This is a genomic window from Amycolatopsis eburnea, assembly GCF_003937945.1.
In the GTDB taxonomy this organism is placed as follows: Bacteria; Actinomycetota; Actinomycetes; order Mycobacteriales; family Pseudonocardiaceae; genus Amycolatopsis; species Amycolatopsis eburnea.
This window is the reverse complement of the sequence record NZ_RSEC01000062.1, coordinates 336808-359812: the sequence shown is the minus strand read 5'-3', so window position 1 is coordinate 359812 and position 23005 is coordinate 336808. Positions and strand designations below refer to the sequence as shown.

Annotated in this window: 26 protein-coding genes; 3 read left to right on the top strand and 23 right to left on the bottom strand. The window is 71.9% G+C overall.

Annotated features, from left to right (window positions below):
* Positions 1 to 17: 17 nt before the first annotated feature.
* From pyrF to pyrR, 7 genes are read right to left on the bottom strand one after another with little or no spacing between them, the layout of a single operon-like run.
* Complete coding sequence (gene pyrF, locus EIY87_RS43860; protein ID WP_125315897.1) at positions 18 to 866, bottom strand: orotidine-5'-phosphate decarboxylase; 849 nt, start codon at positions 864 to 866, stop codon at positions 18 to 20.
* The gene (carB, locus tag EIY87_RS43855; RefSeq protein ID WP_125315896.1) at positions 863 to 4177 is read right to left on the bottom strand and encodes a carbamoyl-phosphate synthase large subunit; all 3315 of its coding nucleotides are present in this window, start codon (positions 4175 to 4177) and stop codon (positions 863 to 865) included. Before carB ends, pyrF begins: the two co-directional genes overlap by 4 nt.
* Positions 4177 to 5298, bottom strand: a complete 1122-nt coding sequence (gene carA, locus EIY87_RS43850) for a glutamine-hydrolyzing carbamoyl-phosphate synthase small subunit (protein WP_125315895.1) — start codon at positions 5296 to 5298, stop codon at positions 4177 to 4179. The genes carB and carA overlap by 1 nt, the downstream gene beginning before the upstream one ends.
* Entirely contained in the window at positions 5295 to 5789 is a 495-nt protein-coding gene (locus EIY87_RS43845; RefSeq protein WP_125315894.1) for a PH-like domain-containing protein, read from the bottom strand. Before EIY87_RS43845 ends, carA begins: the two co-directional genes overlap by 4 nt.
* Complete coding sequence (locus tag EIY87_RS43840; RefSeq protein WP_125315893.1) at positions 5789 to 7075, bottom strand: dihydroorotase; 1287 nt, start codon at positions 7073 to 7075, stop codon at positions 5789 to 5791. Before EIY87_RS43840 ends, EIY87_RS43845 begins: the two co-directional genes overlap by 1 nt.
* A complete protein-coding gene (locus tag EIY87_RS43835) occupies positions 7072 to 8004 on the bottom strand; it encodes an aspartate carbamoyltransferase catalytic subunit (RefSeq protein ID WP_091308415.1) in 933 nt (310 codons plus the stop codon). The genes EIY87_RS43840 and EIY87_RS43835 overlap by 4 nt, the downstream gene beginning before the upstream one ends.
* A complete protein-coding gene (gene pyrR / locus EIY87_RS43830; RefSeq protein ID WP_125315892.1) occupies positions 8001 to 8600 on the bottom strand; it encodes a bifunctional pyr operon transcriptional regulator/uracil phosphoribosyltransferase PyrR in 600 nt (199 codons plus the stop codon). The genes EIY87_RS43835 and pyrR overlap by 4 nt, the downstream gene beginning before the upstream one ends.
* Positions 8601 to 8849: 249 nt before the next feature.
* Here pyrR and bldD point away from each other — a divergent pair, with 249 nt between their 5' ends.
* A complete protein-coding gene (gene bldD / locus EIY87_RS43825) occupies positions 8850 to 9338 on the top strand; it encodes a transcriptional regulator BldD (RefSeq protein ID WP_003096372.1) in 489 nt (162 codons plus the stop codon).
* A 238-nt stretch (positions 9339 to 9576) separates the two neighbouring features.
* Here the strand turns inward: bldD and nusB are convergent, their stop codons facing one another.
* From nusB to EIY87_RS43810, 3 genes are read right to left on the bottom strand one after another with little or no spacing between them, the layout of a single operon-like run.
* Positions 9577 to 10032 carry a transcription antitermination factor NusB gene (gene nusB / locus EIY87_RS43820; protein ID WP_086671155.1) on the bottom strand — a complete coding sequence of 152 codons (456 nt, stop codon included), beginning with the start codon at positions 10030 to 10032 and terminating at the stop codon, positions 9577 to 9579.
* Positions 10032 to 10595, bottom strand: a complete 564-nt coding sequence (efp, locus tag EIY87_RS43815; protein ID WP_125315891.1) for an elongation factor P — start codon at positions 10593 to 10595, stop codon at positions 10032 to 10034. Before efp ends, nusB begins: the two co-directional genes overlap by 1 nt.
* Before the next feature lie 46 nt (positions 10596 to 10641).
* The gene (locus tag EIY87_RS43810) at positions 10642 to 11730 is read right to left on the bottom strand and encodes a M24 family metallopeptidase (RefSeq protein ID WP_125315890.1); all 1089 of its coding nucleotides are present in this window, start codon (positions 11728 to 11730) and stop codon (positions 10642 to 10644) included.
* Positions 11731 to 11792: 62 nt separating this feature from the next.
* Between EIY87_RS43810 and EIY87_RS43805 the strand changes: the two genes are divergently transcribed.
* Entirely contained in the window at positions 11793 to 12215 is a 423-nt protein-coding gene (locus EIY87_RS43805) for a B-4DMT family transporter (protein WP_191984494.1), read from the top strand.
* A gap of 160 nt (positions 12216 to 12375) precedes the next feature.
* Here the strand turns inward: EIY87_RS43805 and EIY87_RS43800 are convergent, their stop codons facing one another.
* From EIY87_RS43800 to EIY87_RS43750, 11 genes are all read right to left on the bottom strand, one after another.
* The gene (locus EIY87_RS43800; RefSeq protein ID WP_125315889.1) at positions 12376 to 13842 is read right to left on the bottom strand and encodes a glycoside hydrolase family protein; all 1467 of its coding nucleotides are present in this window, start codon (positions 13840 to 13842) and stop codon (positions 12376 to 12378) included.
* A 365-nt stretch (positions 13843 to 14207) separates the two neighbouring features.
* Positions 14208 to 15101 (bottom strand): IS3 family transposase, encoded by an 894-nt coding sequence (locus EIY87_RS43795; RefSeq protein WP_125315888.1) that lies wholly within the window; start codon positions 15099 to 15101, stop codon positions 14208 to 14210.
* A complete protein-coding gene (locus tag EIY87_RS47935; protein ID WP_158641457.1) occupies positions 15098 to 15412 on the bottom strand; it encodes a transposase in 315 nt (104 codons plus the stop codon). Before EIY87_RS47935 ends, EIY87_RS43795 begins: the two co-directional genes overlap by 4 nt.
* A 241-nt stretch (positions 15413 to 15653) precedes the next feature.
* On the bottom strand, positions 15654 to 16565 hold the full coding sequence (locus EIY87_RS43785; RefSeq protein WP_125315886.1) for a GNAT family N-acetyltransferase: 912 nt from the start codon (positions 16563 to 16565) through the stop codon (positions 15654 to 15656).
* Entirely contained in the window at positions 16562 to 16993 is a 432-nt protein-coding gene (aroQ, locus tag EIY87_RS43780; protein WP_125315885.1) for a type II 3-dehydroquinate dehydratase, read from the bottom strand. Before aroQ ends, EIY87_RS43785 begins: the two co-directional genes overlap by 4 nt.
* The gene (gene aroB, locus EIY87_RS43775; protein ID WP_125315884.1) at positions 16990 to 18099 is read right to left on the bottom strand and encodes a 3-dehydroquinate synthase; all 1110 of its coding nucleotides are present in this window, start codon (positions 18097 to 18099) and stop codon (positions 16990 to 16992) included. Before aroB ends, aroQ begins: the two co-directional genes overlap by 4 nt.
* A gap of 8 nt (positions 18100 to 18107) precedes the next feature.
* Entirely contained in the window at positions 18108 to 18629 is a 522-nt protein-coding gene (locus EIY87_RS43770) for a shikimate kinase (RefSeq protein WP_191984493.1), read from the bottom strand.
* A complete protein-coding gene (aroC, locus tag EIY87_RS43765; protein ID WP_125315882.1) occupies positions 18626 to 19813 on the bottom strand; it encodes a chorismate synthase in 1188 nt (395 codons plus the stop codon). The genes EIY87_RS43770 and aroC overlap by 4 nt, the downstream gene beginning before the upstream one ends.
* Positions 19814 to 19910: 97 nt before the next feature.
* Positions 19911 to 20552, bottom strand: a complete 642-nt coding sequence (locus EIY87_RS43760; RefSeq protein ID WP_125315881.1) for an anti-sigma factor family protein — start codon at positions 20550 to 20552, stop codon at positions 19911 to 19913.
* On the bottom strand, positions 20549 to 21034 hold the full coding sequence (locus EIY87_RS43755; protein ID WP_239071945.1) for a sigma-70 family RNA polymerase sigma factor: 486 nt from the start codon (positions 21032 to 21034) through the stop codon (positions 20549 to 20551). The genes EIY87_RS43760 and EIY87_RS43755 overlap by 4 nt, the downstream gene beginning before the upstream one ends.
* Positions 21035 to 21064: 30 nt before the next feature.
* Positions 21065 to 21433: a hypothetical protein gene (locus EIY87_RS43750; RefSeq protein ID WP_086678274.1), complete on the bottom strand. Its 369-nt coding sequence runs from the start codon at positions 21431 to 21433 to the stop codon at positions 21065 to 21067.
* Positions 21434 to 21538: 105 nt separating this feature from the next.
* Here EIY87_RS43750 and EIY87_RS43745 point away from each other — a divergent pair, with 105 nt between their 5' ends.
* Positions 21539 to 21973 (top strand): QcrA and Rieske domain-containing protein, encoded by a 435-nt coding sequence (locus tag EIY87_RS43745; protein WP_125315879.1) that lies wholly within the window; start codon positions 21539 to 21541, stop codon positions 21971 to 21973.
* Positions 21974 to 22180: 207 nt separating this feature from the next.
* On the opposite strand, the gene EIY87_RS43740 is transcribed toward EIY87_RS43745, so the two are convergent.
* Entirely contained in the window at positions 22181 to 22636 is a 456-nt protein-coding gene (locus EIY87_RS43740) for a PTS sugar transporter subunit IIA (protein ID WP_125315878.1), read from the bottom strand.
* Complete coding sequence (locus tag EIY87_RS43735) at positions 22633 to 22872, bottom strand: glucose PTS transporter subunit EIIB (RefSeq protein WP_163046900.1); 240 nt, start codon at positions 22870 to 22872, stop codon at positions 22633 to 22635. Before EIY87_RS43735 ends, EIY87_RS43740 begins: the two co-directional genes overlap by 4 nt.
* Positions 22873 to 23005: the final 133 nt, after the last annotated feature.

Below are 23005 nucleotides of genomic sequence, written 5' to 3'. Positions count from 1 at the left end.
CCGGGTTCCGGCCCCTGCTATTGGCCGTTTTCCTGCGGGTCGGCCAGCACTTCGGCGACGCGTTCGACCGCTTGGCGCAAAGCCTGGTGCTCCGGACCGTGCTTCAGGATGTCGCGGGACGACGCGGGCAGCACGCCCGGCAGTCCCGCTCCGAAAAGCGCCTTCAAATCGGCCACAGTGGCTCCCTGGGCCCCGAAACCGGGTGCCAGCACCGGTCCGTTCAGCCGCGAGAGATCGAGTTCCCCCGGCGAAACGGTGGCGCCGACGACGACCCCCACATCGCCGAGCGGTGCCGCGGATGCGTTGAGCGCCGCCGCGGAATCGACGATCGACTGCCCCACCGTGCGCCCGTCGGGCAGCTTCGCGTTCTGCACGGCGGCAGCTTCGGGGTTCGAAGTCCGAGCAAGCACGAAGATGCCGCGCCCCGCGGAGACCGCCGTTTCGGCGCATTGGGCCAAAGAGCCGAACCCGAGGTACGGCGAAACGGTCATGGCGTCGGCCGCGATCGCGGCGCCGTCGGCCACGTACGCGGCCGTGTACGCCGCCATCGTGGAGCCGATGTCGCCGCGCTTGACGTCCAGCAGCACCAGCGCGCCCGCGTCCCGGGCGGTCTCCACCACCCGTTCCAGCACGCGGACACCGGCGGCCCCGAAACTTTCGAAGAACGCCGACTGCGGCTTCACGATCGCCGTGCGGGCCGCCAGGACCTCCGTGGCGGACAGCGCGAACCGCTCCAGGCCCGAAGCGTCCACCGGGAGCCCCCAGGCCTCGATCAGGCCCGGGTGCGGGTCGATGCCGGCGCACAGCGGGCCGCGGGCCGCGACGGCCTTGGCCAGCCGCGCCCCGAACCGCTCCCCCGCCGTCACGACTTCGCCTTCAGCGCCGCCTGCAGCTCCTGCAGGGACCGGACCCCGATGTCGCCCCGGATGAGGGCCTCGATGCCGTGCACGGCCGCCGCAGCGCCCTGCACGGTCGTCACGCACGGGATGTCGCGCGACACCGCGGCCGTGCGGATTTCGTAGCCGTCGACGCGCGGACCGCTGTTGCCGTAAGGGGTGTTGATCACCATGTCGACGTCGCCGGCGAGGATGACGTCCACGATGTTCGGCTCGGCTTCGGTCGACCCCTCGTAGTGCTTGCGCACCACGGTGCAGGCGACTCCGTTGCGCCGCAGCACTTCCGCGGTGCCGGACGTGGCGAGGATCTCGAACCCGAGGTCCGCCAGCCGCTTCACCGGGAACACCAGCGAGCGCTTGTCGCGGTTGGCGACCGAGACGAACACGCGCCCGGACGTCGGCAGCGAGCCGTACGCGCCGCTCTGGGACTTGGCGAAGGCCTTGCCGAAGGAGACGTCGACGCCCATCACCTCGCCGGTGGACTTCATCTCCGGGCCCAGCAGGGAATCCACGCCGTGGCCCTCGGGGGTGCGGAAGCGGTGGAAGGGCAGCACGGCTTCCTTGACCGCGACCGGCGAGTCGGCGGGCAGCTGCCCGCCGTCGCCCTCGGCCGGCAGGACGCCGCTCTGGCGCAGGTCCTTGATCGACGAACCGGTCATCACCAGCGCGGCGGCCTTGGCCAGCGGCACCGCCGTCGCCTTGGACACGAACGGCACCGTGCGCGACGCGCGCGGGTTGGCCTCCAGGACGTACAGGACGTCGTCCTTGAGCGCGTACTGGACGTTCAGGAGCCCGCGCACGCCCACGCCGCGGGCGATCGCCTCGGTGGAGCGGCGAACGGCCTGCAGGTCCGTGTGCCCGAGCGTGATCGGCGGCAGCGCGCACGAGGAGTCGCCGGAGTGGATCCCGGCCTCCTCGATGTGCTCCATGACGCCGCCGAGGTAGAGCTCCTCGCCGTCGAACAGCGCGTCGACGTCGATTTCGATGGCGTCGTCGAGGAAGCGGTCGACGAGCACCGGGTGCTCGGGGGTGATCTCCGTGGCGCGGCTGATGTAGCCGGCCAGGGTTTCCTCGTCGTAGACGATCTCCATGCCACGCCCGCCGAGCACGTACGACGGGCGGACGAGCACCGGGTAGCCGATCTCGTCGGCGATCCGCTTGGCGCCCTCGAAGGAGGTCGCCGTGCCGTAGCGCGGTGCGGGCAGCCCGGCGTCGGTGAGCACCTCGCCGAACGCGCCGCGGTCCTCGGCCAGGTGGATGGCCTCCGGCGGCGTCCCGACCACCGGGACACCGGCGTCGGCCAGGCGCTTCGCCAGTCCCAGCGGGGTCTGGCCGCCGAGCTGGACGATGACGCCGGCGACCGTGCCGGACGCCTGCTCGGCGTGCACGACCTCGAGGACGTCCTCGAAGGACAGCGGCTCGAAGTACAGCCGGTCGGACGTGTCGTAGTCGGTGGACACGGTTTCCGGGTTGCAGTTGACCATGACGGCCTCGAAACCCGCCTCCCGCAACGCGATCGCCGCGTGCACGCAGGAGTAGTCGAACTCGATGCCCTGGCCGATGCGGTTCGGGCCGGAGCCGAGGATGAGCACCTTCGGCTTGTCGGACTGGACGGCCACTTCGGACTGCGCGTCGGGGTCCGACTCGTAAGCCGAGTAGTGGTAAGGGGTTTTGGCCGCGAACTCGGCCGCGCAGGTGTCGACGGTCTTGAACACCGGCCGCACGCCGAGGCGGTGCCGCAGCGCGCGGACGCCGTCCTCGCCCGCCAGTTCCGGCCGCAGGGCGGCGATCTGGCGGTCCGACAGGCCGGTGCGCTTGGCGCGGCGCAGCAGGTCGCCGTCCAGCACCGGCGCGTCGCGGACCTCGGCGCCGACCTCGCCGATGAGGGCGATCTGGTCGATGAACCACGGGTCGATGCCGGAGGCTTCGTGCACCTGCTCGACGGTGCCGCCGAGCCGCAGCGCGCGTTCCACTTCGTACAGCCGGCCTTCGTGCGGCGTGCGCAGCGAGTCCAAAGTGGACTCCAGCGTGACGCCCTCGGGGTCGGGCCGCGTCCAGAACCCGGTCGCCTTGGTCTCGATCGACCGCATCACCTTGCCGAGCGCCTCGGGGAAGCTGCGGCCGAACGACATCGCCTCGCCGACGCTCTTCATCGTCGTGGTCAGCGTCGGGTCGGCGCCCGGGAACTTCTCGAAGGCGAACCGCGGCATCTTCACGACGACGTAGTCCAAAGTGGGCTCGAACGCCGCCGGGGTCTCGCCGGTGATGTCGTTCTGGATCTCGTCGAGCGTGTAGCCGATGGCGAGCTTCGCGGCGATCTTGGCGATCGGGAAGCCGGTCGCCTTGCTCGCCAGTGCGCTGGAGCGCGACACGCGCGGGTTCATCTCGATGACGACCATCCGGCCGTCGCGCGGGTTGATCGCGAACTGGATGTTGCAGCCACCGGTGTCGACGCCGACCTCGCGCAGCACGGCGATGCCGACGTCCCGCATCACCTGGTACTCGCGGTCGGTGAGCGTCATGGTCGGCGCGACGGTGACCGAGTCGCCGGTGTGCACGCCCATCGCGTCGACGTTCTCGATCGAGCAGACGACCACGACGTTGTCGCTCTTGTCGCGCATCAGCTCGAGCTCGTACTCCTTCCAGCCGAGCACGCTCTCCTCGATGAGCACCTCGGTGACGGGGGATTCGGTGAGCCCGGTGGAGGCGAGGCGTTCGAGGTCCTCGGGGGTGTGCGCCATGCCGGAGCCGAGCCCGCCCATGGTGAAGCTCGGCCGGATGACGACCGGCAGCCCGAGTTCCTCGACGGTGTCGCGGACCTCGTCCATGTCGTGGCAGACGCGGGAACGCGGGACGTCGGCGCCGACGGTGCGGACGATGTCCTTGAACTTCTGCCGGTCCTCACCGCGCTGGATGGCGTCGATGTCGGCGCCGATCAGCTCGACGCCGTACTTGTCGAGCACCCCGCGCTCGTGCAGCGCGACGGCGCAGTTCAGCGCGGTCTGCCCGCCGAGGGTCGCGAGCAGCGCGTCGGGGCGCTCCTCGGCGATGACCTTCTCGACGAAGTCCGGCGTGACCGGCTCGATGTAGGTGGCGTCGGCGAACTCGGGGTCGGTCATGATGGTGGCCGGGTTCGAGTTCACCAGGGAGACGCGCAGGCCTTCGCTGCGCAGCACCCGGCAGGCCTGGGTACCGGAGTAGTCGAACTCCGCGGCCTGCCCGATCACGATCGGCCCGGAGCCGATCACCAGCACGTGCTGGATGTCCGTCCTCTTCGGCATCAGGCCTTCTTCTCCATCAGCGAAACGAAATCGTCGAACAGGGGCGCGGCGTCGTGGGGTCCCGCAGCCGCTTCGGGGTGGTACTGGACCGAGAACGCCGGGACGTCGAACGCCCGCAGGCCCTCGACCGCGCCGTCGTTGGCGCAGTAGTGGCTGACCTGGGCCGCGCCGAACGGTGACTCGAAGCGCTGCCCGGGCTCGCCTTCCAGGGCGAAGCCGTGGTTCTGCGCCGTGATCGCGACCTGCTTGGTCGCGACGTCGATCACCGGGATGTTGATGCCGCGGTGGCCGTAGCGCATCTTGTACGTGCCCAAACCCAAAGCACGGCCCAGGACCTGGTTGCCGAAGCAGATGCCGAACAGCGGGATCTCGCGGCCGAGGACCTGCTTGGTCAGCTCGGTGGCGTGCGTCGTCGTGGCCGGGTCGCCCGGGCCGTTCGAAAGGAAGACGCCGTCCGGTTCGACCGCCAGCAGCTCGTCCAAGGTCGACGTGGATGGCAGCACGTGCACCTCGATGCCGCGCTTGACCATCTGGCGCGGGGTGTTGGACTTGATGCCCAGGTCCAGCGCGACCACCCGGAACCGGGTCTCGCCCTCCGCGGGAACCACGTAGGAGCGAGGCGTCGTGACCTGGCCGGCCAGGTCCGCGCCCTCCATCTTCGGGCTCGCCAGCACCTCGGCGACCATCTCGTCGACCGTGCCCAGCGCGTCGCCGGAGAACACCCCGGCGCGCATCGCGCCCAGCTCGCGCAGGTGCCGCGTCAGCGACCGGGTGTCGACCTCGGCGATGCCGACGATGCCCTGGCGCACCAGCTCCTCGTCCAGCGTGCGCCGGGAGCGCCAGTTGGACGGCGTGCGCGCGGGGTCGCGGACGACGTAGCCGTTGACCCAGATCTTCGAGGACTCGTCGTCCTCGTCGTTCCAGCCGGTGTTGCCGATCTGCGGCGCGGTCTGCACCACGATCTGCCCGTGGTAGGACGGGTCCGTCAGCGTCTCCTGGTAACCGGTCATGCCGGTGCAGAACACCGCCTCGCCGAGGGTCCGCCCCTGCGCGCCGTAGGCAGCGCCGCGGAACACCCGGCCGTCTTCGAGTACCAGTGCGGCCTGAGCGCGCGCGTTCACTGGGCACCTCCCTTGATCTTGAGCTGTTCGATCCACTGTGGGTAGTCGTCGAGGTCGTCGCCGCGGAAGCCGGTGTCGACCTCGGTTTCGCCGGCCCGCCAGGTGACGACGAGCAGTGCGTCGGTTCCCATCACCTTCCCGGCGATCTTCGAGTCGCGGCGGACGCCGGTGATCGCCTCGCGCGGGATCCAGAAGCCGGGCGCGCCGCCGCGTTCGACCGCGACACCGCCGTCGTGCAGCCGCCAGGACGCGGAAGTCCGCAGTCCCGCGCCGCGGGTGACGACCCGGTTCTGCCACTCCCCCGCGAACGTCGTGGCGACGTAGACGCCGGTGGACTCCAGCAGGACGTCACCCGGTTCCGCGGGGATCTCCGGGAACGGCGGCACCTGCACGCTCTGCGCGCGCGCCTTGCGCCGCCAGCCCACGTACATGCCCCAGAGGCAGAGCAGGAAGAAGGCGACGATCGCCAGCACCAGCCAAAGGCGTTCCATCAGCAGACCTTCCCGTCCCGCGCGGTGAGCCGCCCGCGCAGCAGGGTCGCGGTCACCACACCGGGGAGCCGCATTCCCTCGTACGGGGTGTTGGCGGCGATGCTGGCGAGTTCCGCGCCCCGGACGGTCCACTCGGCGTCCGGGTCGACCAGCGTGAGGTTCGCCGGCTCGCCGACCTCGATGGGGCGGCCCTGGTCGGCCAGGTTGCCGATCTCCGCGGGGCGCTCGCTCATGACGCGGGCGACGCCGCGCCAGTCGAGCAGCCCGGTCCGGACCATGGTCTCGGCCACGATGGACAGCGCCGTCTGCAGCCCGAGCATGCCCGGCCGGGCCGCGCTCCACTCGGTGTCCTTGTCCTGCACCGCGTGCGGCGCGTGGTCGGTGGCCACGCAGTCGATGACGCCCTCGGCCAGCGCCGCGCGCAGCTTCTCCGCGTCGGATTCCGTGCGCAGCGGCGGGTTCACCTTGTTCACCGGGTCGTAGGTGGCCAGGCGCTCGTCGGTGAGCAGCAGGTGGTGCGGCGTGACCTCGGCCGACACCTTGGTGCCGCGGTCCTTGGCCCAGCGCAGCACGTCCGCCGTCCCCGACGTCGAGACGTGGCAGACGTGCAGCCGCGCGTTCGCGTGCAGCGCCAGGAGGCAGTCACGGGCCACGATGGACTCCTCCGCGGCGGCCGGCCAGCCGGTGTAGCCGAGCCGGGCCGCGCGCTCGCCTTCGTGCGCCTGGGCGCCGACGGTCAGCCGCGGCTCCTCGGCGTGCTGCGCGATGACGACGTCCAGCGCGGTCGAGTACTCCAGCGCGCGGCGCATCAGCAGCGGGTCGGCGACGCACAGGCCGTCGTCGGAGAACACCTTCACCCGGGCCTGCGAGTTCGCCATGGTGCCCAGCTCGGCGAGCTTCTCGCCCTTGAGCCCGACGGTGACCGCGCCGACCGGGTGGACGTCGACCAGGCCGACCTCCTGCCCGCGCCGCCACACGTGGTCGACGATCACGGCGTTGTCGGCGACCGGGTCGGTGTTGGCCATGGCGAACACCGCCGTGTAGCCGCCGAGCGCCGCCGCGGCCGAGCCGGAGTCGATGGTCTCGGTGTCTTCGCGGCCGGGTTCGCGCAGGTGGGTGTGCAGGTCGACGAAGCCGGGCAGCAGCACCTGACCGTTCGCTTCGACGATTTCGGCGTCTTCGGGGACGGCGACGGCGCCGATCGCGGTGATCACCCCGTCCTCGACGAGAACGTCGACCGGGTCGCCCTCGCCGTAGGGGCGGGCGCCCTTGATCACGGTGGTCACGCGGCGGCTCCTTCGCTGGCCAGGAGGTGGTAGAGGACCGCCATGCGCACGTGGACGCCGTTGCGGACCTGTTCGGTGATGGCCGAGGCCGGGGAGTCGGCGACCGCCGAAGCGATCTCCATCCCGCGCAGCATCGGGCCGGGGTGCAGGACGACCGCGTGGTCCGGCAGCAGCTTCTGGCGCCGTTCCGAAAGGCCGTAGGCGATCGAGTACTCGCGCGCGCTCGGGAAGAAGCCGCCGTGCATCCGTTCCGCCTGGACGCGCAACATCATCACCGCGTCGACCGCGGGCAGCTCGGCGTCGAGGTCGTGCGAGACGGTGACCGGCAGGCTCTCGACGCCGTAGGGCAGCAGCGTCGGCGGCGCGACGAGCACCACTTCGGCGCCGAGGGCGGCGAGCAGGTGGATGTTCGAGCGGGCGACCCGGCTGTGCAGGACGTCGCCGACGATCGCGATCCGGCGGTCCTTGAGCGAGCCGAGGCGTTCCCGCAGCGTGGCCGCGTCGAGCAGCGCCTGCGTCGGGTGCTCGTGGGTGCCGTCACCGGCGTTGACGACCGACGTGCCGGGCTCGGCGAGCCACTCCGAGAGCCGCTGGGCGGCGCCACTGGCGGGGTGCCGGACGATCACGCAGTCGGCGCCCGCGGCGGCCAGCGTCAGCGCGGTGTCGCGCAGGGACTCCCCTTTGTTGACCGAGGAGCTGGATGCCGAAACGTTGATCACGTCGGCGCTCATCCACTTCCCGGCGATCTCGAACGACACCCGCGTGCGCGTCGAGTTCTCGTAGAACAGGGTGATCACCGTGCGGCCGCGCAGCGTCGGCAGCTTCTTGACCTCGCGGCCGAGCAGCGTGTGCTTCAGCTCGTCGGCGGTGTCCAGCACGGCGGTGGCCAGCGCCGGGTCGAGCCCGTCGGTGGCGAGCAGGTGCTTCAAGACTCTTCTCCCGGTGCGTCTGACGGGCGCAGCAGCACCGCGTCGCGGCCGTCGATCTCGGCCAGCAGGACGGACACGCCTTCGGTGCGCGCGGTCGGCACGTTCTTGCCCACGTAGTCGGCGCGGATCGGCAGCTCGCGGTGGCCGCGGTCGACCAGGACGGCCAGCTGCACCGCGCGGGGGCGGCCGTGATCACGGAGGGCATCGAGCGCGGCCCGGATCGTGCGGCCGGAGAAGAGCACGTCGTCGACCAGGATCACCACCCGGTCGTCGATGCCGTCGGGCGGCAGCTGCGTCTGTTCGAGCGCGCGCGGCGGGCGGCGGCGGAGGTCGTCCCGGTAGAGGGTGACGTCGAGGGCGCCGGTGGGCGGGCGGACCCCGGAGAACTCGCCGATCTTGCCGGCCAGGCGGGCCGCGAGCGGCGTGCCCCGGGACGGGATGCCGAGCAACACGGGCGGGGTAGTGCTCTCCGCACCGTTCGCGGTCTTTTCGATGACCTGATGGGCCATTCGGGCGATCGTGCGCGCGACATCGCCGGCCGTCAGGAGCTCGCGCTCCCCGGCCGAACCAGCCGCGCCACGCGGACGTGACGACACTGCCGACTCCTTCCCCGCCTCGCCGGACGGGTCCTTAAAGGACGTCTGTTCCCCTGCTGGTCGGGGCTTTCGCACCGACAGTAGCAGGGACTTTGCTCAGTCTTACGGGTGGTGTGGCGTGATTCGCGGCAAGCTTCTGCTTGACCTGGTGACAACAATGCGTAACCATTACTCTGAGTATTCGACTCAGCGAGTCCCCTGGACCGGTCACCCCGACCGGCCGGGGGGTGAAGAACGGAGAACGACCAGATGGGCGATTACGCCAAGGCGCTCGGGGCCAAGCTCCGCGGGATCCGCCAGCAGCAGGGCCTGTCCCTGCACGGGGTCGAGCAGAAGTCCGGTGGGCGCTGGAAGGCCGTCGTCGTCGGCTCGTACGAGCGTGGCGACCGTGCCGTCACCGTGCAGAAGCTGGCCGAGCTGGCCGACTTCTACGGTGTGCCGGTGGTCGAGCTGCTGCCCGAGGGCCGGGTCCCCTCCGGTGCCGAGCCCGCCACCAAGATCGTGATCAACCTCGAGCGCCTGCAGCAGCTGCCTGCCGAAAAGGTGGGCCCGCTGGCCCGCTACGCGGCGACGATCCAGAGCCAGCGCGGCGACTACAACGGCAAGGTGCTCTCGATCCGCACCGAGGACCTGCGGTCGCTGGCGATCATCTACGACATGACGCCGGGCGAGCTGACCGAGCAGCTCATCGACTGGGGTGTCCTGCCGCCGGAGGCCCGTCCCTCCAAGGAAGACTGATCGCACGATGTACTGCACCGACGCAGTGAGCGTTTCCAGTGGGGCACCTGGAGACGCTCACTGAGCCGTCGGGGGGCTCGTTCGGGGGCGAGCCCTGCTCACGGAGAGCGCGAGCCACGCTCACTTCGCTGTGATCTGCGGGGGCGCAGCCCCCACACCCCGCCCGGGGGCAAGCCCCCGGACCCCCGGTCGTGGTCACCTCGACCGGCACCCGCCTGCCCGGGGGGCCAGGCGGGCTTTACAGCACAGCGCGGAGGCGGTCGGCGATGGTGCCGATCCGGCCCAGCACGCCGTTGACGAACCGCGGCGAATCGTCCGTGGACAGTTCCTTCGCGAGGCCCACGGCCTCGTCGATCGCGACCGGGTCGGGCACATCCTCGGCCCAGAGCAGCTCGTAGACCCCGACCCGCAGCACCGCGAGGTCGACCTTCGGCATCCGCTCCAGGGTCCAGCCCTGCGCGTGCTCGGCCAGCAGCTCGTCGATCTGCGTCTTCCGGCCGGTGACGCCCTCGACCAGGCTGATCGTGTAGTCCGCGATCGGGTCGACCTCGGTCGCGCCCACGCGGTCGGCCAGCAGCGTCACCGCGTCGGTGTCGCGCTGCGCGGCCTCGTACAGCATTTCCACCGCGCGACGGCGCGCCTGCCTGCGGCTGATCGCGCCGCCGCGGTTCGGGTGGGGTTTCGACGTCGGCATCAGCTGGAGACGCGGCCCAGGTAACGGCCGTCGCGGGTGTCGACCTTGATCTTCTCGCCGGTGGACAGGAACAGCGGGACCTGGATCTCCGCGCCGGTCTCCAGCGTCGCCGGCTTGGTGCCGCCGGTCGAGCGGTCGCCCTGCAGGCCCGGGTCGGTGTGCTGGATGACGATCTCGACCGACGTCGGCAGCTCGACGTACAGCGGCTCGTTCTCGTGCACCGCGACCTGGACCTCGGTGTTCTCGAGCATGTAGTTGGCGTTGTCGCCGACGACCTCGGCCGGGACCGTGATCTGGTCGTAGGTGTCGCCGTCCATGAACACGAAGTCGGCGCCGTCCTTGTACAGGTAGGTCATGTTGCGGCGGTCCACCGTGGCCGTGTCGACCTTCGTGCCCGCGTTGAACGTCTTGTCGACCACCTTGCCGGTGAGCACGTGCTTGAGGGTCGTGCGCACGAAGGCGCCGCCCTTGCCCGGCTTGACGTGCTGGAACGCGGTGACGGTCCACAGCTGGCCCTCGAGGTTGAGGACGAGCCCGTTCTTCAGGTCGTTGGTCGTGGCCACGAGCTTGCAGTCTCCTGTGTCGAATCTTCGGGGTTCGGGGCCGCTGTCAGACGACCACGAGGTTCTTGGTGCTCAGGGTGAGGAGTTCGGGCTCCCCAGCCCGCACGACGAGCGTGTCCTCGATGCGCACGCCACCGCGTCCCGCGAGGTACACGCCGGGCTCGACGGTGACCGCCATACCGGCGGACAGTGTACCGACGCCCGTCGCGGCGAAGCTGGGCGCCTCGTGGATCTGCAGGCCGACGCCGTGGCCGAGACCGTGCGCGAAGTGCTCGCCGTGCCCCGCGTCGGCGATCACCTTGCGCGCCGCGGCGTCCACTTCGGACACCTCGGCGCCCGGCACGACGGCCGCGACCCCGGCCGCCTGCGCGGTGTGCACGAGGTCGTAGACCTCCCGCTGCCAGTCCGCGGGCTCGCCGAGGACGAAGGTGCGGGTCATGTCCGAGTGGTAGCCGTCGACGGTCGCGCCGAAGTCCAGCTTGACGAAGTCGCCGCGCTTGAGCTCGGCGTGGGTCGGCTGGTGGTGCGGGATGGCCGAGTGCGCGCCGGCGGCGACGATGGAGGCGAAGCTGAGCGCCTCCGAGCCGTGCACGAGCATCCGGTTCTCCAGGTCGCGGGCGATTTCCAGCTCCGTCCGCCCGGGCCGGAGGCCACCGGCGGCGACCAGGTCGTCCAGCGCCCGGTCGGCGGCGGCGCACGCCTGGCGCAGCGCCTCGATCTCGGCCTCGTCCTTGACCACCCGCAGCCGCTCGACCAGGCCGGGCGTCCGCGTCAGCTCGACCTGCTGCCGGAGCGCTTCGTACTCCTCGACGCTCATGTGCTGGCTCTCGAACCCGACCCGCGAATAGGTCTTGGGGTCCTTCGCGGCCTTCGCGACGAGGGCGGCGGCGCTGGCCCGGTCGACGACGGTCTCGAGGTCGGGCACCTCCCCGGCCGCCTGCGTGGTGTAGCGGCCGTCGGTGCAGAAGAGGGTCTTCCCCTCCCCGCCCGCGTGCAGCAGCACGGCGGCGTTCGAACCGGTGAACCCGGTCAGGTAGCGGATGTTCAGCAGGTCGGTGATCAGCAGCGCGTCCACGCCGGCTCCGGTCAGGAGCTCACGCAGCGCCGCACGGCGTCGTCCATGGGTTTCGGGCACTCGCCCAGCCTAGTGCGCGGCGGCCAGGCGACTCGTGAGTAACCTGGCCTACACTCCGCAGGATGAGCGCTTGGGTGATCCGCGGACTGGGGATGGCGGTGCTCCACGGCGTCGCGCTGACGCTGCTGGCGAAGTACGCCGTGTACCACCCGACGGACCAGGCACTGGTCGTGTCGGTGACCCTGGCGGTCCTGGTCGGCGCGGCGGCGCTGTGGAGCGCGCTCGACGCCTGGCGCGGCGTGCCGGACCGCGGCCGCGCGTGGTTCATCGCAGCGCTGGTCACGGGGGTCGTGTCGGGGCTGCTGTACGTGATCGGGCGGGCGGTGTTCGTCGACCAGACGGGCGTGTCGGAGCTCGGGGGCGCGCTGACCGGCGGCGCGGCGTTCTCGGCGTTGCTGGTGCTGGTCCCGGCCGGGCTCGGGTTGTTCGTCGGCGGCCGGATCGGGCGCTCCCGGCCGCCGGGCGAGGACGGCGTGGGCACCTAACGCCGCGCGTCGCAAGTCGTTTCACAGCCGGGCCGAGCGCCCCAATGTGGCGCTCGGTGCGTCCAGCGCACCCAATGTGGCGTTCGGTGCGTTGGACGCAACCAACGCCACATTGGGGCGCATTCGCGGGGCGCTGTCACCGAACCTCGGACGCACGCCACTAGCCGGCCAGGGCGTGGCCCTTCGGGTAGCCGTCCCACTGGGCCACCGTGACCGGGTGGGCGGCCGAGCCGTTGTTGCCGACGATGCCGCCGTCGGGGACCCGCCAGCGCTTCCTGTCGTCGAGCACGAACGCGAACCCCTTGCCCGGCGCCTGCACCGCCTCCGCGGCCGAGCGCAGCCGCGCCGCCAGGGGCAGCACCGAGACCGCGGCGGGCGCCTTGTCCAGCACCTCCCCGGCCAGCGCCACCGCCACCGCGCGGCGGTCCACCCGGACCCGCACGCCCGCGCGGACCAGGTCCATCGTCCGCTCCGGCGAGGGCATCGTGACGCCGTCGAACGTCGCCGCCGTCCGGCCGGGGTTGCCGCACGCCTGGCTGCCCAGCAGGTCGAGCCCGAAGTGGCGCAGGTCGGTCGGGGCGTTCGCGCGGCCGGTCGCGGTCGCGCGGACCAGGTCGAACGGCACCCGGTCGCACGGGTCGGCCGACGAGAGCGGCGCGTGGCCGTCCGCCCGGCGCACCAGCCCCGGGCCCTCCTTCCACGGGCCGGAGACCAGCACCGGCTGGAAGGGGTTCTCGGTGAAGTCCGGCGTCCAGAACGTGAGGGTCGTGCCGCCGTCGGTCTCGTGCGCGACGACGAACGCGTCCAGCGCGCCGACCCACATCAGGTCCGCGCTGAACCCGTCGACGATCGACCGCCCGCGGGGCGCCGACGTCGACGTCACCGGCACGAACCCGCCGACGTCCAGCGCCTGCACCCCGGAGCCGAACGCCGGGTCGGCCGAGCGCAGCACGAACTGCCCGGCGCCGTTCCACCCCGCGGCGCGGCCGGTGGTGTCGGTGAACATCAGGTAGAACCAGCCGTCGAGGTAGACCACCGACGGCTGCCCTGCCCCGTAGACGTTGGCGCGGTGCACGTCGTGCGACGGCCCGAGGATCGGCTTCCCGCCCGCCGCGCGGGTCCAGTGGACGCCGTCGGGGCTGGTCGCGAGCCCGATGGCGTTGCCGAGCGCGTGGTCGCCCGCCGCGCCGGTGTAGTACAGGTAGTAGGTGGAGCCGACGCGCAGCACGGACGGGTCGCAGGTGTGCATGCCGTCGAACTGCCCGGGCGCGCCGGAGAAGACGGCCGCCGGGATCCCGCCGCCGGGCCCGGTGAACGGGCCGTCCATGGACCGCGCCTGCGCGTAGAGGATGTCGTCGCCGGCCGGGCCGGCCCCGCCGTACTGGCTGCACCACCACATCCGGGTCTGCCCGCGGTCGAGCATGACGGTGGGCCCGTAGTTGTAGACGGCGTCCGCGCCCCCGGCGGCGATCACCCCGCCGCTCTGCCGCGGCTCACCCGAAGCGAGCTTGACGTCGGCCGGCCGCGGCGCGGGCTGGCCGCCTTGGTGCTCCCCGGCGACCTGCGGCTGGGCGTAACCCTCGGTGCAGCCCGCGACGAGCAGCCCGGCCAGAAGGCCGGCGAGCAAGGCACGAGCGGGTCGCCGACCCCCACGACGAAACGGGTGCACGACATCGGAGTGTAGCGAGAGCGGACCTGTTCGAGTGGTGGCACTCCCGGTCGGCGGTCCCTCGATCGCGCAGGGCTTGCGGCGGCGCGGCCCGAGGTGATCGGGAAGTGGCTACCGGGTGTCACCCTCAGCGGTGGCGGCCGCCAGGCCGCGTGGTCTGCCCGGCGCCGCGGGGATGTCATGAAAGGGTCGTTCATGTCGTCTGGCGACACGGTCCCGGCAAAGTCGCGGCGGCTTGCCCGGCGGTGGCTTCGCCGACGTCTTGAATGACTCATTCAGGTCTGGGCTTGCCCCGTTTGGGCGGACAGGGTTGATGAGTGAGGTCAGGCTATCGCAGGCGCGGTAGCCGGCTGGGTGGTTGTTTCGTAGGTGGCGGGGCTGAGGTAGCCGAGGCTGGAATGCCGGCGGCGGGTGTTGTACCAGCCTTCGATGTAGCTGAAGATTGCCTGGTGGGCCTGGGTTCTGGTGGCCCAAGTGCGGCGGTCGAGCAGCTCGGTCTTAATCGTGGCGAAGAACGACTCAGCCACCGCGTTGTCCCAGCACTGGCCTTTGCGTCCGACCGAGAGCCGGACTCCGGCCTGGGTGGCGGTGCGGGCGAACTGGGCGGAGGTGTACTGGCAGCCGCGGTCGGAGTGGAAGATCACTCCGGGAGCGGGGCTGCGCTGGGTGAGAGCGTTGCCTAGCGCGGTGTCGATGAGGTCGGTGCGCAGGTGGTCGGCGGTGGCCCAGCCGACCACTCGCCGGGAGGCGATGTCGATCACGGTGGCCAGGTAGAGCCAGCCTTCCCAGGTGGGGATGTAGGTGATGTCCCCGCACCACCGTGTGTTGACCGCGGCGGGAGTGCAGGTGAAGTCGCGGGTGATCAGGTCCGGGCGGGTGGGGACGGCCGGGTCGGCGACGGTGGTGGCCCGCCACCGTTTCAGTGCCCGCCCGGCCAAGCCGGCCTGGCGCATCAGCCGGGCGACGCGTTTGCGGGAATGGTGGTGCCCCTGGGCCCGCAGTTCGGCGTGCACCCGCGGTGACCCGTAGGTGCCGCGGGAGTCGCGGTGCACCTCGATGATTTTCTCGGTCAGCGTGGCATCCTCGTGAGCACGCTGCGAGAGACCGGTGCGGTGGGTGTAGTAGGCGGCTCGGGAGACCTTGAGCAGGGTGCAGGCACGCTTGACGGTGCCTGCGCCGCGGGCGTTCTCCGCCTCGATGAACGGGTAGACGTTCACCGGGTCTCCTTCGCGAAGAAAGCCGTCGCCCGTTTGAGGATCTCCACGTCCTCACGCAACCGTGTGTTCTCTTTCCGCAGCGCGGCGAGTTCGGCTTTCTCCTCGCTGGTCAGCCCGTCACTGCGGACCCCGGCGTCACGCTCGGCTTGGGTGATCCATTTCCGCACGACCGAGTCGGTCAGCTCGAAGTCCCGGACCACCTCCGGCACTGTTCGCTCGCCGCGGTGCACCAGACCGACGATCTGGGCTTTGAACTCAGGCGTGAACACCCGCCGAGACCGCTGACGCGCACGGGGCTTCTTCCTGGCCATGGCTTCCATGATGAGGGACATCCCTTCCAGAGGCCCTACGCCCCTGATCAGAGGTGTCCGCCAAACCGGGTCAAGCCCAAGACATCCGGCGCCGGGACCGGGCAAACTCGCGCCGGCGAGCGGGTGACCTGCGGCAGAGTCGCCTGGCCGCATGTTTGTCCGGCGTCGCGGCGATGTCGTGAAAGGGTCGTTCATGTCGTCTGGTGAGGTGAACGACCCTTTCATGACATCGCGGGCTTCCTCACGGCGTCGCGGGCGGCGGGCCCTCCTGCGCGACCAGCTCCACCTCGAACCCCGCCTCGTTCTCGAGGTAAGCCGCGTAGTGGGCCGGACCGCCCGCGTACGGGTACCGGTCGGCGAACAGCGGCCGCCAGCCGTGCTCGACGGACCCCGCCGCCAAGGCGTCGACCTCCGCGCGGGTCGCCACGTGCAGCGCCAGGTGGTTGAGCCCCGGCCGCGTGCGCTCGTGCTCCGGAGCGCTCAGCCCCGGCGACGCCTCCACGACCAGGTACGTCCCACCCAGCCGCCAGCTGACGCCCGCCGGCCAGCGCTGGAACTCCCGCCAGCCCAGCTCGCCCAGCAGCCAGCCCCAGCTCCGCTCCGCCCCGGCCAGGTCCGGGACCCACAGCTCGACGTGGTGCGGCCGCCCGTGCGCGGCGGGGAGCGCGACCAGCACCCGGTGCAGGTCGCCGTAGTGGACGCCGGTGCCGACGTCGAGGAAGCCGAGCCGGGCGGCCACCGCGCGGCTCGCCGCGTTGTTCTCGTGCACCAGCGCCCAGATCGCCGGGAGGCCCAGCGTGCCGAGCCCGTGGTCGAGCACCGCGCGGGCGGCCTCGGTCGCCAGGCCCTGCCCGGCGTGCGCGCTCGCCACGTAGTAGCCCAGCTCGGGCACCCCGCCGGGCAGCTCCCACGACGGCCGCAAGTGCGCGACGCCGATCACCTCGCCGTCGCGCTCGATCGCCCAGTGGCCCTGGCCGGGCGGGCCGCGGAACGCCAGGCGCCGGTCGACCATCGCGTTCGCCGCCGCCGGGTCGGAGAAGTCCGCCGCGAAGAACCGGCTCATCTCCGGGTCGGCGAAGACCTTCACCACGGCTTCGCGGTCGGCCTCGGTCAGCGGCCGCAGCGTCAGCCGCGGCGTCGCCAGCACCGTCATCCCGGGTGCGCGGCGAGCCAGCGCAGGGCGAGCGGGTAGCCGTCGACGCCGAGGCCCGCGATCACCGCGGTCGCGATGTCCGAAAGGACGCTGTGGTGCCGGAACGCCTCGCGCTTGTGCACGTTCGAGATGTGCAGCTCGATCAGCGGCGCGGACAGCTGCGCGGCGGCGTCGCGCACCGCGATCGAGTAGTGCGTCCACGCTCCCGCGTTGAGCACCACCGGGTGGCCGCCGTCGGCGGCTTCGTGCAGCCAGCCGACCATCTCACCCTCGTGGTCGGTCTGCCGGACCTCGACCTCGACGCCGAGTTCCTCACCGGTCTGCACGCACAGCGCGGCGAGGTCGTCGTGGGTGGTCGAGCCGTAGACCGACGGCTCGCGCTTGCCGAGCCGCCCCAGGTTGGGGCCGTTGAACACGAACACCTTCACAGCAGGACGCTCCCCCCGCTCGAAGGGGCGTCCGCGGCGATCGCCGAGTACGCGGCCGCCAGCAGCGACGGGTCCGGGCCCTCGAGCCTGCCGGGCTTGGCGAGCCCGTCCAGGACCACGAACCGCAGCACGCCGGAGCGGGTCTTCTTGTCGCCCTTCATCGTCTCCAGCAGCTGGGCGAGCGCGCCGGCGTCGTACGTCGTCGGCAGGCCGAGCAGCTTGAGCACCGACGCGTGGCGCTCGGCCGTCGCGTCGTCGAGGCGCCCGGCCAGGCGCGCCAGCTCCGCGGCGAACACCAGCCCGACGCTGACCGCCGCGCCGTGGCGCCACCGGTACCGCTCGCGGCGTTCGATGGCGTGGCCGAGGGTGTGGCCGTAGTTGAGGATCTCCCGCAGGTCGGACTCGCGCAGGTCCGCCGCGACGACGTCGGCCTTCACCTGGATCGAGCGGCGGACCAGCTCGGCCAGCACGTCACCGGTGGCGTCGAGCGCGGCGGCCGGGCCGGCCTCGATCAGCTCGAGGATCCGCGGATCGGCGATGAAGCCGGTCTTGACGACCTCGGCCATGCCGGCGACGAGCTCGTTCGGCGGCAGCGTCTCCAGCGTCGCGAGGTCGACGAACACCGCGCTCGGCTCGTGGAACACCCCGACGAGGTTCTTGCCGGCCTCGGTGTTGATGCCGGTCTTGCCGCCGACCGCCGCGTCGACCATGCCCAGCAGCGTGGTCGGCACGTTGACCAGCCGGACCCCGCGCATCCACGTCCCGGCGACGAACCCGGCGAGGTCGGTGACGGCGCCGCCGCCGAGCCCGACCACGACGCCTTGGCGGTCCAGCCCGATCCGGCCGAGCACCTCCCAGCAGAAGCTGGCGACGGTCAGCGCCTTGCCGTCCTCGGCGTCGGGGATCTCGACGCGGTGCGCGTCGAGACCGGCCGCGATCAGCTCCTCGCGGATGGCCTCGGCCGTGGTGGTCAGCGTCGGCGGGTGGATCAGCGCGATCTTCGAGGCGTCGGCCAGCTGCGCGGTGAGGTCGCCGAGCAGGCCGCGCCCGACCACGACGTCGTAGGGGTGGGCGGTGGCGACGGGGATCCGCACCGGATCGGACACGGGGTGATTCACTCCTTGGCTTCGGCGGGGGCGAGCCGCGCGGCGAGGTCCGCGACGATCTCGGCCGGGGTCCGCTCGTCGGTGACGACCTCGACGGTGGCGACCTCGCGGTAGACGGGGACGCGTTCGTCGAGCAGTTTCTTGAACGTGGCGCGGGGGTTCACCCCGGCCAGCAGCGGCCGCGCGCTCGACAGGCCGGTGCGCTGCACGCCCGCGGCGAGGCCGACGTTGAGGAACACGACGGTGTGCTCGGCCAAGCGGGCGCGGGTGCCGGGGGTGAGCGGCGCGCCGCCGCCCAGCGACAGCACGCCGTCGTGCTCGGCCAGCGCGGTGGCGACCGCTTCTTCTTCCAGCGCGCGGAAAGCGGGTTCGCCGTCGTCGGCGAAGATGTCGGCGATGCTGCGCCCGGCGCGCGCGACGATGTCGTCGTCGCTGTCCCGGAACGCGACGCCGAGCGCGGCCGCCAGCAGCGGCCCGACCGTGCTCTTGCCCGAGCCGGGCGGGCCGACGACCACCGCGCGCGGGCTCACCACCGCTCCTCGAGGGCCTTCAGGTACGCCTCGGCGTTGCGCTTGCCCTCGGCGAGCGAGTCGCCGCCGAACTTCTCCAGCGCGGCGTCCGCGAGGATCAGCGCGACCACGGACTCCAGCACGACACCGGCGCGCGGCACGGCGCAGACGTCCGAGCGCTGGTGGATCGCGACCGCGGGCTCGCCGGTCTTGACGTCCACTGTGGACAGTGCTTTGGGGACGGTCGAGATCGGCTTCATCGCGACGCGCACCCGCAGCGGCTCGCCGTTGGTGATGCCGCCTTCGAGGCCGCCCGCGCGGTTGGACCGGCGGGTGACGCCGACCGGGCCGGTGCCGCGGTCGATCTCGTCGTGCGCCTGGCTGCCCCAGCGGCGGGCGGTGGTGAAGCCGTCGCCGACCTCGACGCCCTTCATCGCCTGGACGCCCATCAGCGCGCCGGCCAGCCGCGCGTCGAGCCGGCGGTCCCAGTGGACGTGGGAGCCGAGGCCCGGCGGGAGGCCGTAGGCGAGGACCTCGATCACGCCACCGACGGTGTCGCCCGCCTTCCGCACGGCGTCGACCTCGGCGACCATCGCATCGGTGCCCTCCTGGCTGAACGCGCGGACCGGGCTCTCGTCGATGGCGGCCAGGTCGGCCGCGACCGGCAGCGGGCCCTCGGGGGCGTCCGCGCCGCCGATCGACACGACGTGGCTGAGGATCTCGACGCCGAGCAGCTGCTTCAGGTAGTTGCGCGCCACGGTGCCGAGCGCGGTCCGCGACGCCGTCTCGCGGGCGCTGGCGCGCTCCAGGACGGGCCGGGCCTCGTCGAAGCCGTACTTCTGCATGCCGGGCAGGTCCGCGTGGCCCGGGCGGGGCCGGGTGAGCGGTTCGTTGCGCGCGAGGCCCTCGAGGACCTGCGGGTCGACCGGGTCGGCCGCCATGACCTGCTCCCACTTGGGCCACTCGGCGTTCTCGATCTGCACCGCGACCGGGCCGCCCTGGGTGAGGCCGTGGCGCACGCCGCCGAGGAACTCGATGTGGTCGGTCTCGAAGCCCATCCGCGGGCTGCGGCCGAACCCGAGGCGGCGGCGGGCCAGCTGCTCGGTGACGTCGGCGGTGGTGACGGCGACGCCGGCGGGCATCCCTTCGAGCACGGCGGCCAGCGCGGGTCCGTGCGATTCACCTGCGGTGATCCAGCGCAACATGGGCTCAATCCTGTCACGGCGCCGGTCCGCGCCGGGACGTGCCTCCGATGGGCGGCCGGGTGGCTCGTCCGGGACCCCCTGCGGCCCGGACGAGCCCTCACAGCGTCAGCCGCAGCAACGGCCGCCCGCTGCCCCCGCGCACCTCCAGCACCGCCAGGTCCGAGCGCCGCAGCGCCGTGCCGATCACGATGCGGGCCGTGTTGTCCGGGACCGCCTTCCACGTCGCCAGCTGCGTCTCCACGCCCGTGCGGGAGATCGCCACCAGCACGTAGTCGCCGCCGCTGCGGCCGCCGGTGTAGCTGCACGACATGTCGACCTGCGTGCCCCACTCGAACGCGTCGAGGCGGGCGTCGGCGCGGACCGGGAACTGGCCCAGCGCCGTCATCGCGATCGACGGCGGCGGAGCCGGGGCGGGCCACGACGCCACCACCGCCAGCGCCACGCACGCCGACACCGCCAGTGCCGCCGAGACCGACGTCACCGCCAGCCGGATGCGGCGGCCGCGGCGGACCCGGGCGAGGACCGACGGGAGCAGGTCCGGCGGGGGCGGCCCGGGGTCGGGCGCGGCCGCCGGGGTGTCGACGCGGGCCAGCAGGCCCGGCAGCCCGGCCAGCTCGCGGACCGACGCCGCGCAGCGGTCGCACGTGCGCAGGTGCTCCTCGAAGCGCTGGCGGTCCTCGGGGGACAGCGCCCCCAGCACGTAAGCGGCGTCGAACGTCGCGAAGGGGTCTTCGCTCACTGGGTCACTCCCCTCTCCTCGAGCACCAGCCGCAGCGCGCGCAACGCGTAGTGCGTGCGGGACTTCACCGTTCCTTCGGCCACGCCCAGGCGCAGCGCCGCGTCCGCCACGGAATAGCCCTGGAAGTAACACAGCAGCAGGACCTCGCGGTGCCGCTCGGACAGCTCGGCCAGCGCCTCCGCGACCAGCCAGCCCTGGACCGCGCGGTCGGTCCCGTCGCCGACGGCGCGTTCCGGTGGCGCGTCCGTCACCACCTCCGACCGGGCCGACGCCGAACGCCAGCCGTCGATCGCGATGCGCCGCGCCACCGTGAACAGCCACGCGCGGGCCGAGCCCTGCGACTGGTCGAGCACCGCCGTCGAGCGCCAGGCGCGCAGCAGCGTCTCCTGGACGACGTCTTCGGCGCGGATCCGGTCGCCCGAGGTCAGGTGGAGCGCGTAGGACCACAGCGCGGCCGCGTGTTCCTCGTGCAGCGCGCGCATCAGCGCTTCTTCGGCGACTTCCCCCACGAACTAGGCCGAGACCCGGCGCCGGTCCTTCACGAACAGCAGCGCCAGGCCGCCCACGATGCAGACCGCCTCCGTGATGACGCCCCAGTACTCCGGCTGGCTGTTGAACTGGTCGTGGTTGCCGGCGAAGCCGACGGTCGCGGCCAGCACGTACGCGCCGAGCGTCAGCACGCCGAACCCGACCGCGCCCAGCGCCGGCAGCCAGTGCCGCCAGGCCAGCACCGCGATCGCGATGACCAGGCCGCCGATCGCGTCCAGCAGGAACAGCGGGCCGACGATGCCCGGGTAGTCCTCGGTCCACAGGAAGTAGTGCACGCCCGCCGAGCCCAGCAGCGCGGCCGCCACGACGATGCGCAGAACCCAACCCACCATGATCGTTCCTCCACTCCACACCCACTCGGCTAGATACACGGAACAGGGGCCGATCCGGTTCACCACGGATTGAACCGATGGGGTGCCGATCTCGTTGGTAAGGGCATGACTGCCGAACTGCACTCCCGCCGCACCGTCCTCACCACGGGTGCCGCCGTCGCCGGTGCCGCCGTCGGCGCCGTCGCGCTCACCGCCTGTTCGTCGGACGACGCCAAGTCCGGCACCGCCCAGGCCCCGATCGCCGCCGGGACGCCGCTGGTCGCGCTCGCCGACGTCCCGGTCGGCGAGGCGAAGGCCGCCAAGGCCCCGGACGGCTCCGACGTGATCGTGGCGCGGCCGTCCGAGTCGGCGTGCGCGGCGTTCAGCGCGATCTGCACGCACCAGGGCTGCACGGTCACCCCGAAGGGCGCCGACCTGGTCTGCCCCTGCCACGGCTCGGTCTTCAACGCGCTGACCGGCGAGGTCAAGCAGGGCCCGGCGAACAAGCCGCTGCCCAGCGTGCCGGTGAAGGTGGAGAACGGGAAGGTCGTGACCGGCTGACGAGCCGGGCGCACGCGAAGGGCCCTTGTGGACGGTGGTCCGCAAGGGCCCTTCGTGTGACAGAGGAAACTCAAGCGTCCCAGGCGAACAGCGGTCCGGAGGTCATGAACGACCCTTTCATCACGTCCGGCGAGATGAAAGGGTCGTTCATGACGTTGCGGGGCCTGTACTGCGGGTGTTCCCGCGGCCGGGTGTGACAGATGAGACTCAGGCGTCCCAGGCGAACAGCTTCTCGCCCGCCGCGACGTCGCGCTCGGCGTCCAAAGCGGACAGCACCTCCGCCGACGCGTCCAGTGCGACGACCGGGACGATCGCCGAGTAGCCCGCGGCGGTCACCGCCTCCGGGTCCCAGCTGACGACCGGCTGGCCGGCGCGCACCTGCTCGCCCTTGACGACGTGCAGCGTGAAGCCGTCGCCCTTCTCCTTGACCGTGTCGATGCCGAGGTGGACCAGCACGGCCTTGCCGTCCTCGGTGGCGATGACGTAGGCGTGCGGGTGCAGGGTGGCGACCGTGCCGTCGACCGGCGCCACCGCGTCCGACCGCCCGCCCGAGGGCTGCACGGCGATGCCCGGGCCCACCATGGCCTGCGCGAACACCGGGTCGGGGACCTCGGTGATCGGCACCACGCGCCCGGCGACCGGGCTGAGCACCTCGAGGCTCACAGCAGGTCCTCGATGTCGCTGGCGATGGTGTCCGCCTCCGGCCCGACGATGACCTGCAGGGCCGTCGACCCCATCTTCACGACGCCCATCGCGCCGGCCTTCTTCAGCGCCGCTTCGTCGACGAGGCTCATGTCCTCGACCTCGCAGCGCAGCCGCGTGATGCAGCCCTCCACCTCGGTCAAGTTCTCCGCGCCGCCGAGCGCCGCGAGGATCTTTTCCGGCCTGTCATCCGCCATCGCGGTCTCCTTGATCACTGTTTGTTCCCAACCTGACGCGAACCGCGTGTCCACCTGTACTACGCCGTTCGTCGGCATGCACCCCGCCGCGGGCCACGAACGGATAACGGTGGTTGACACCCGTCCGCGCGGC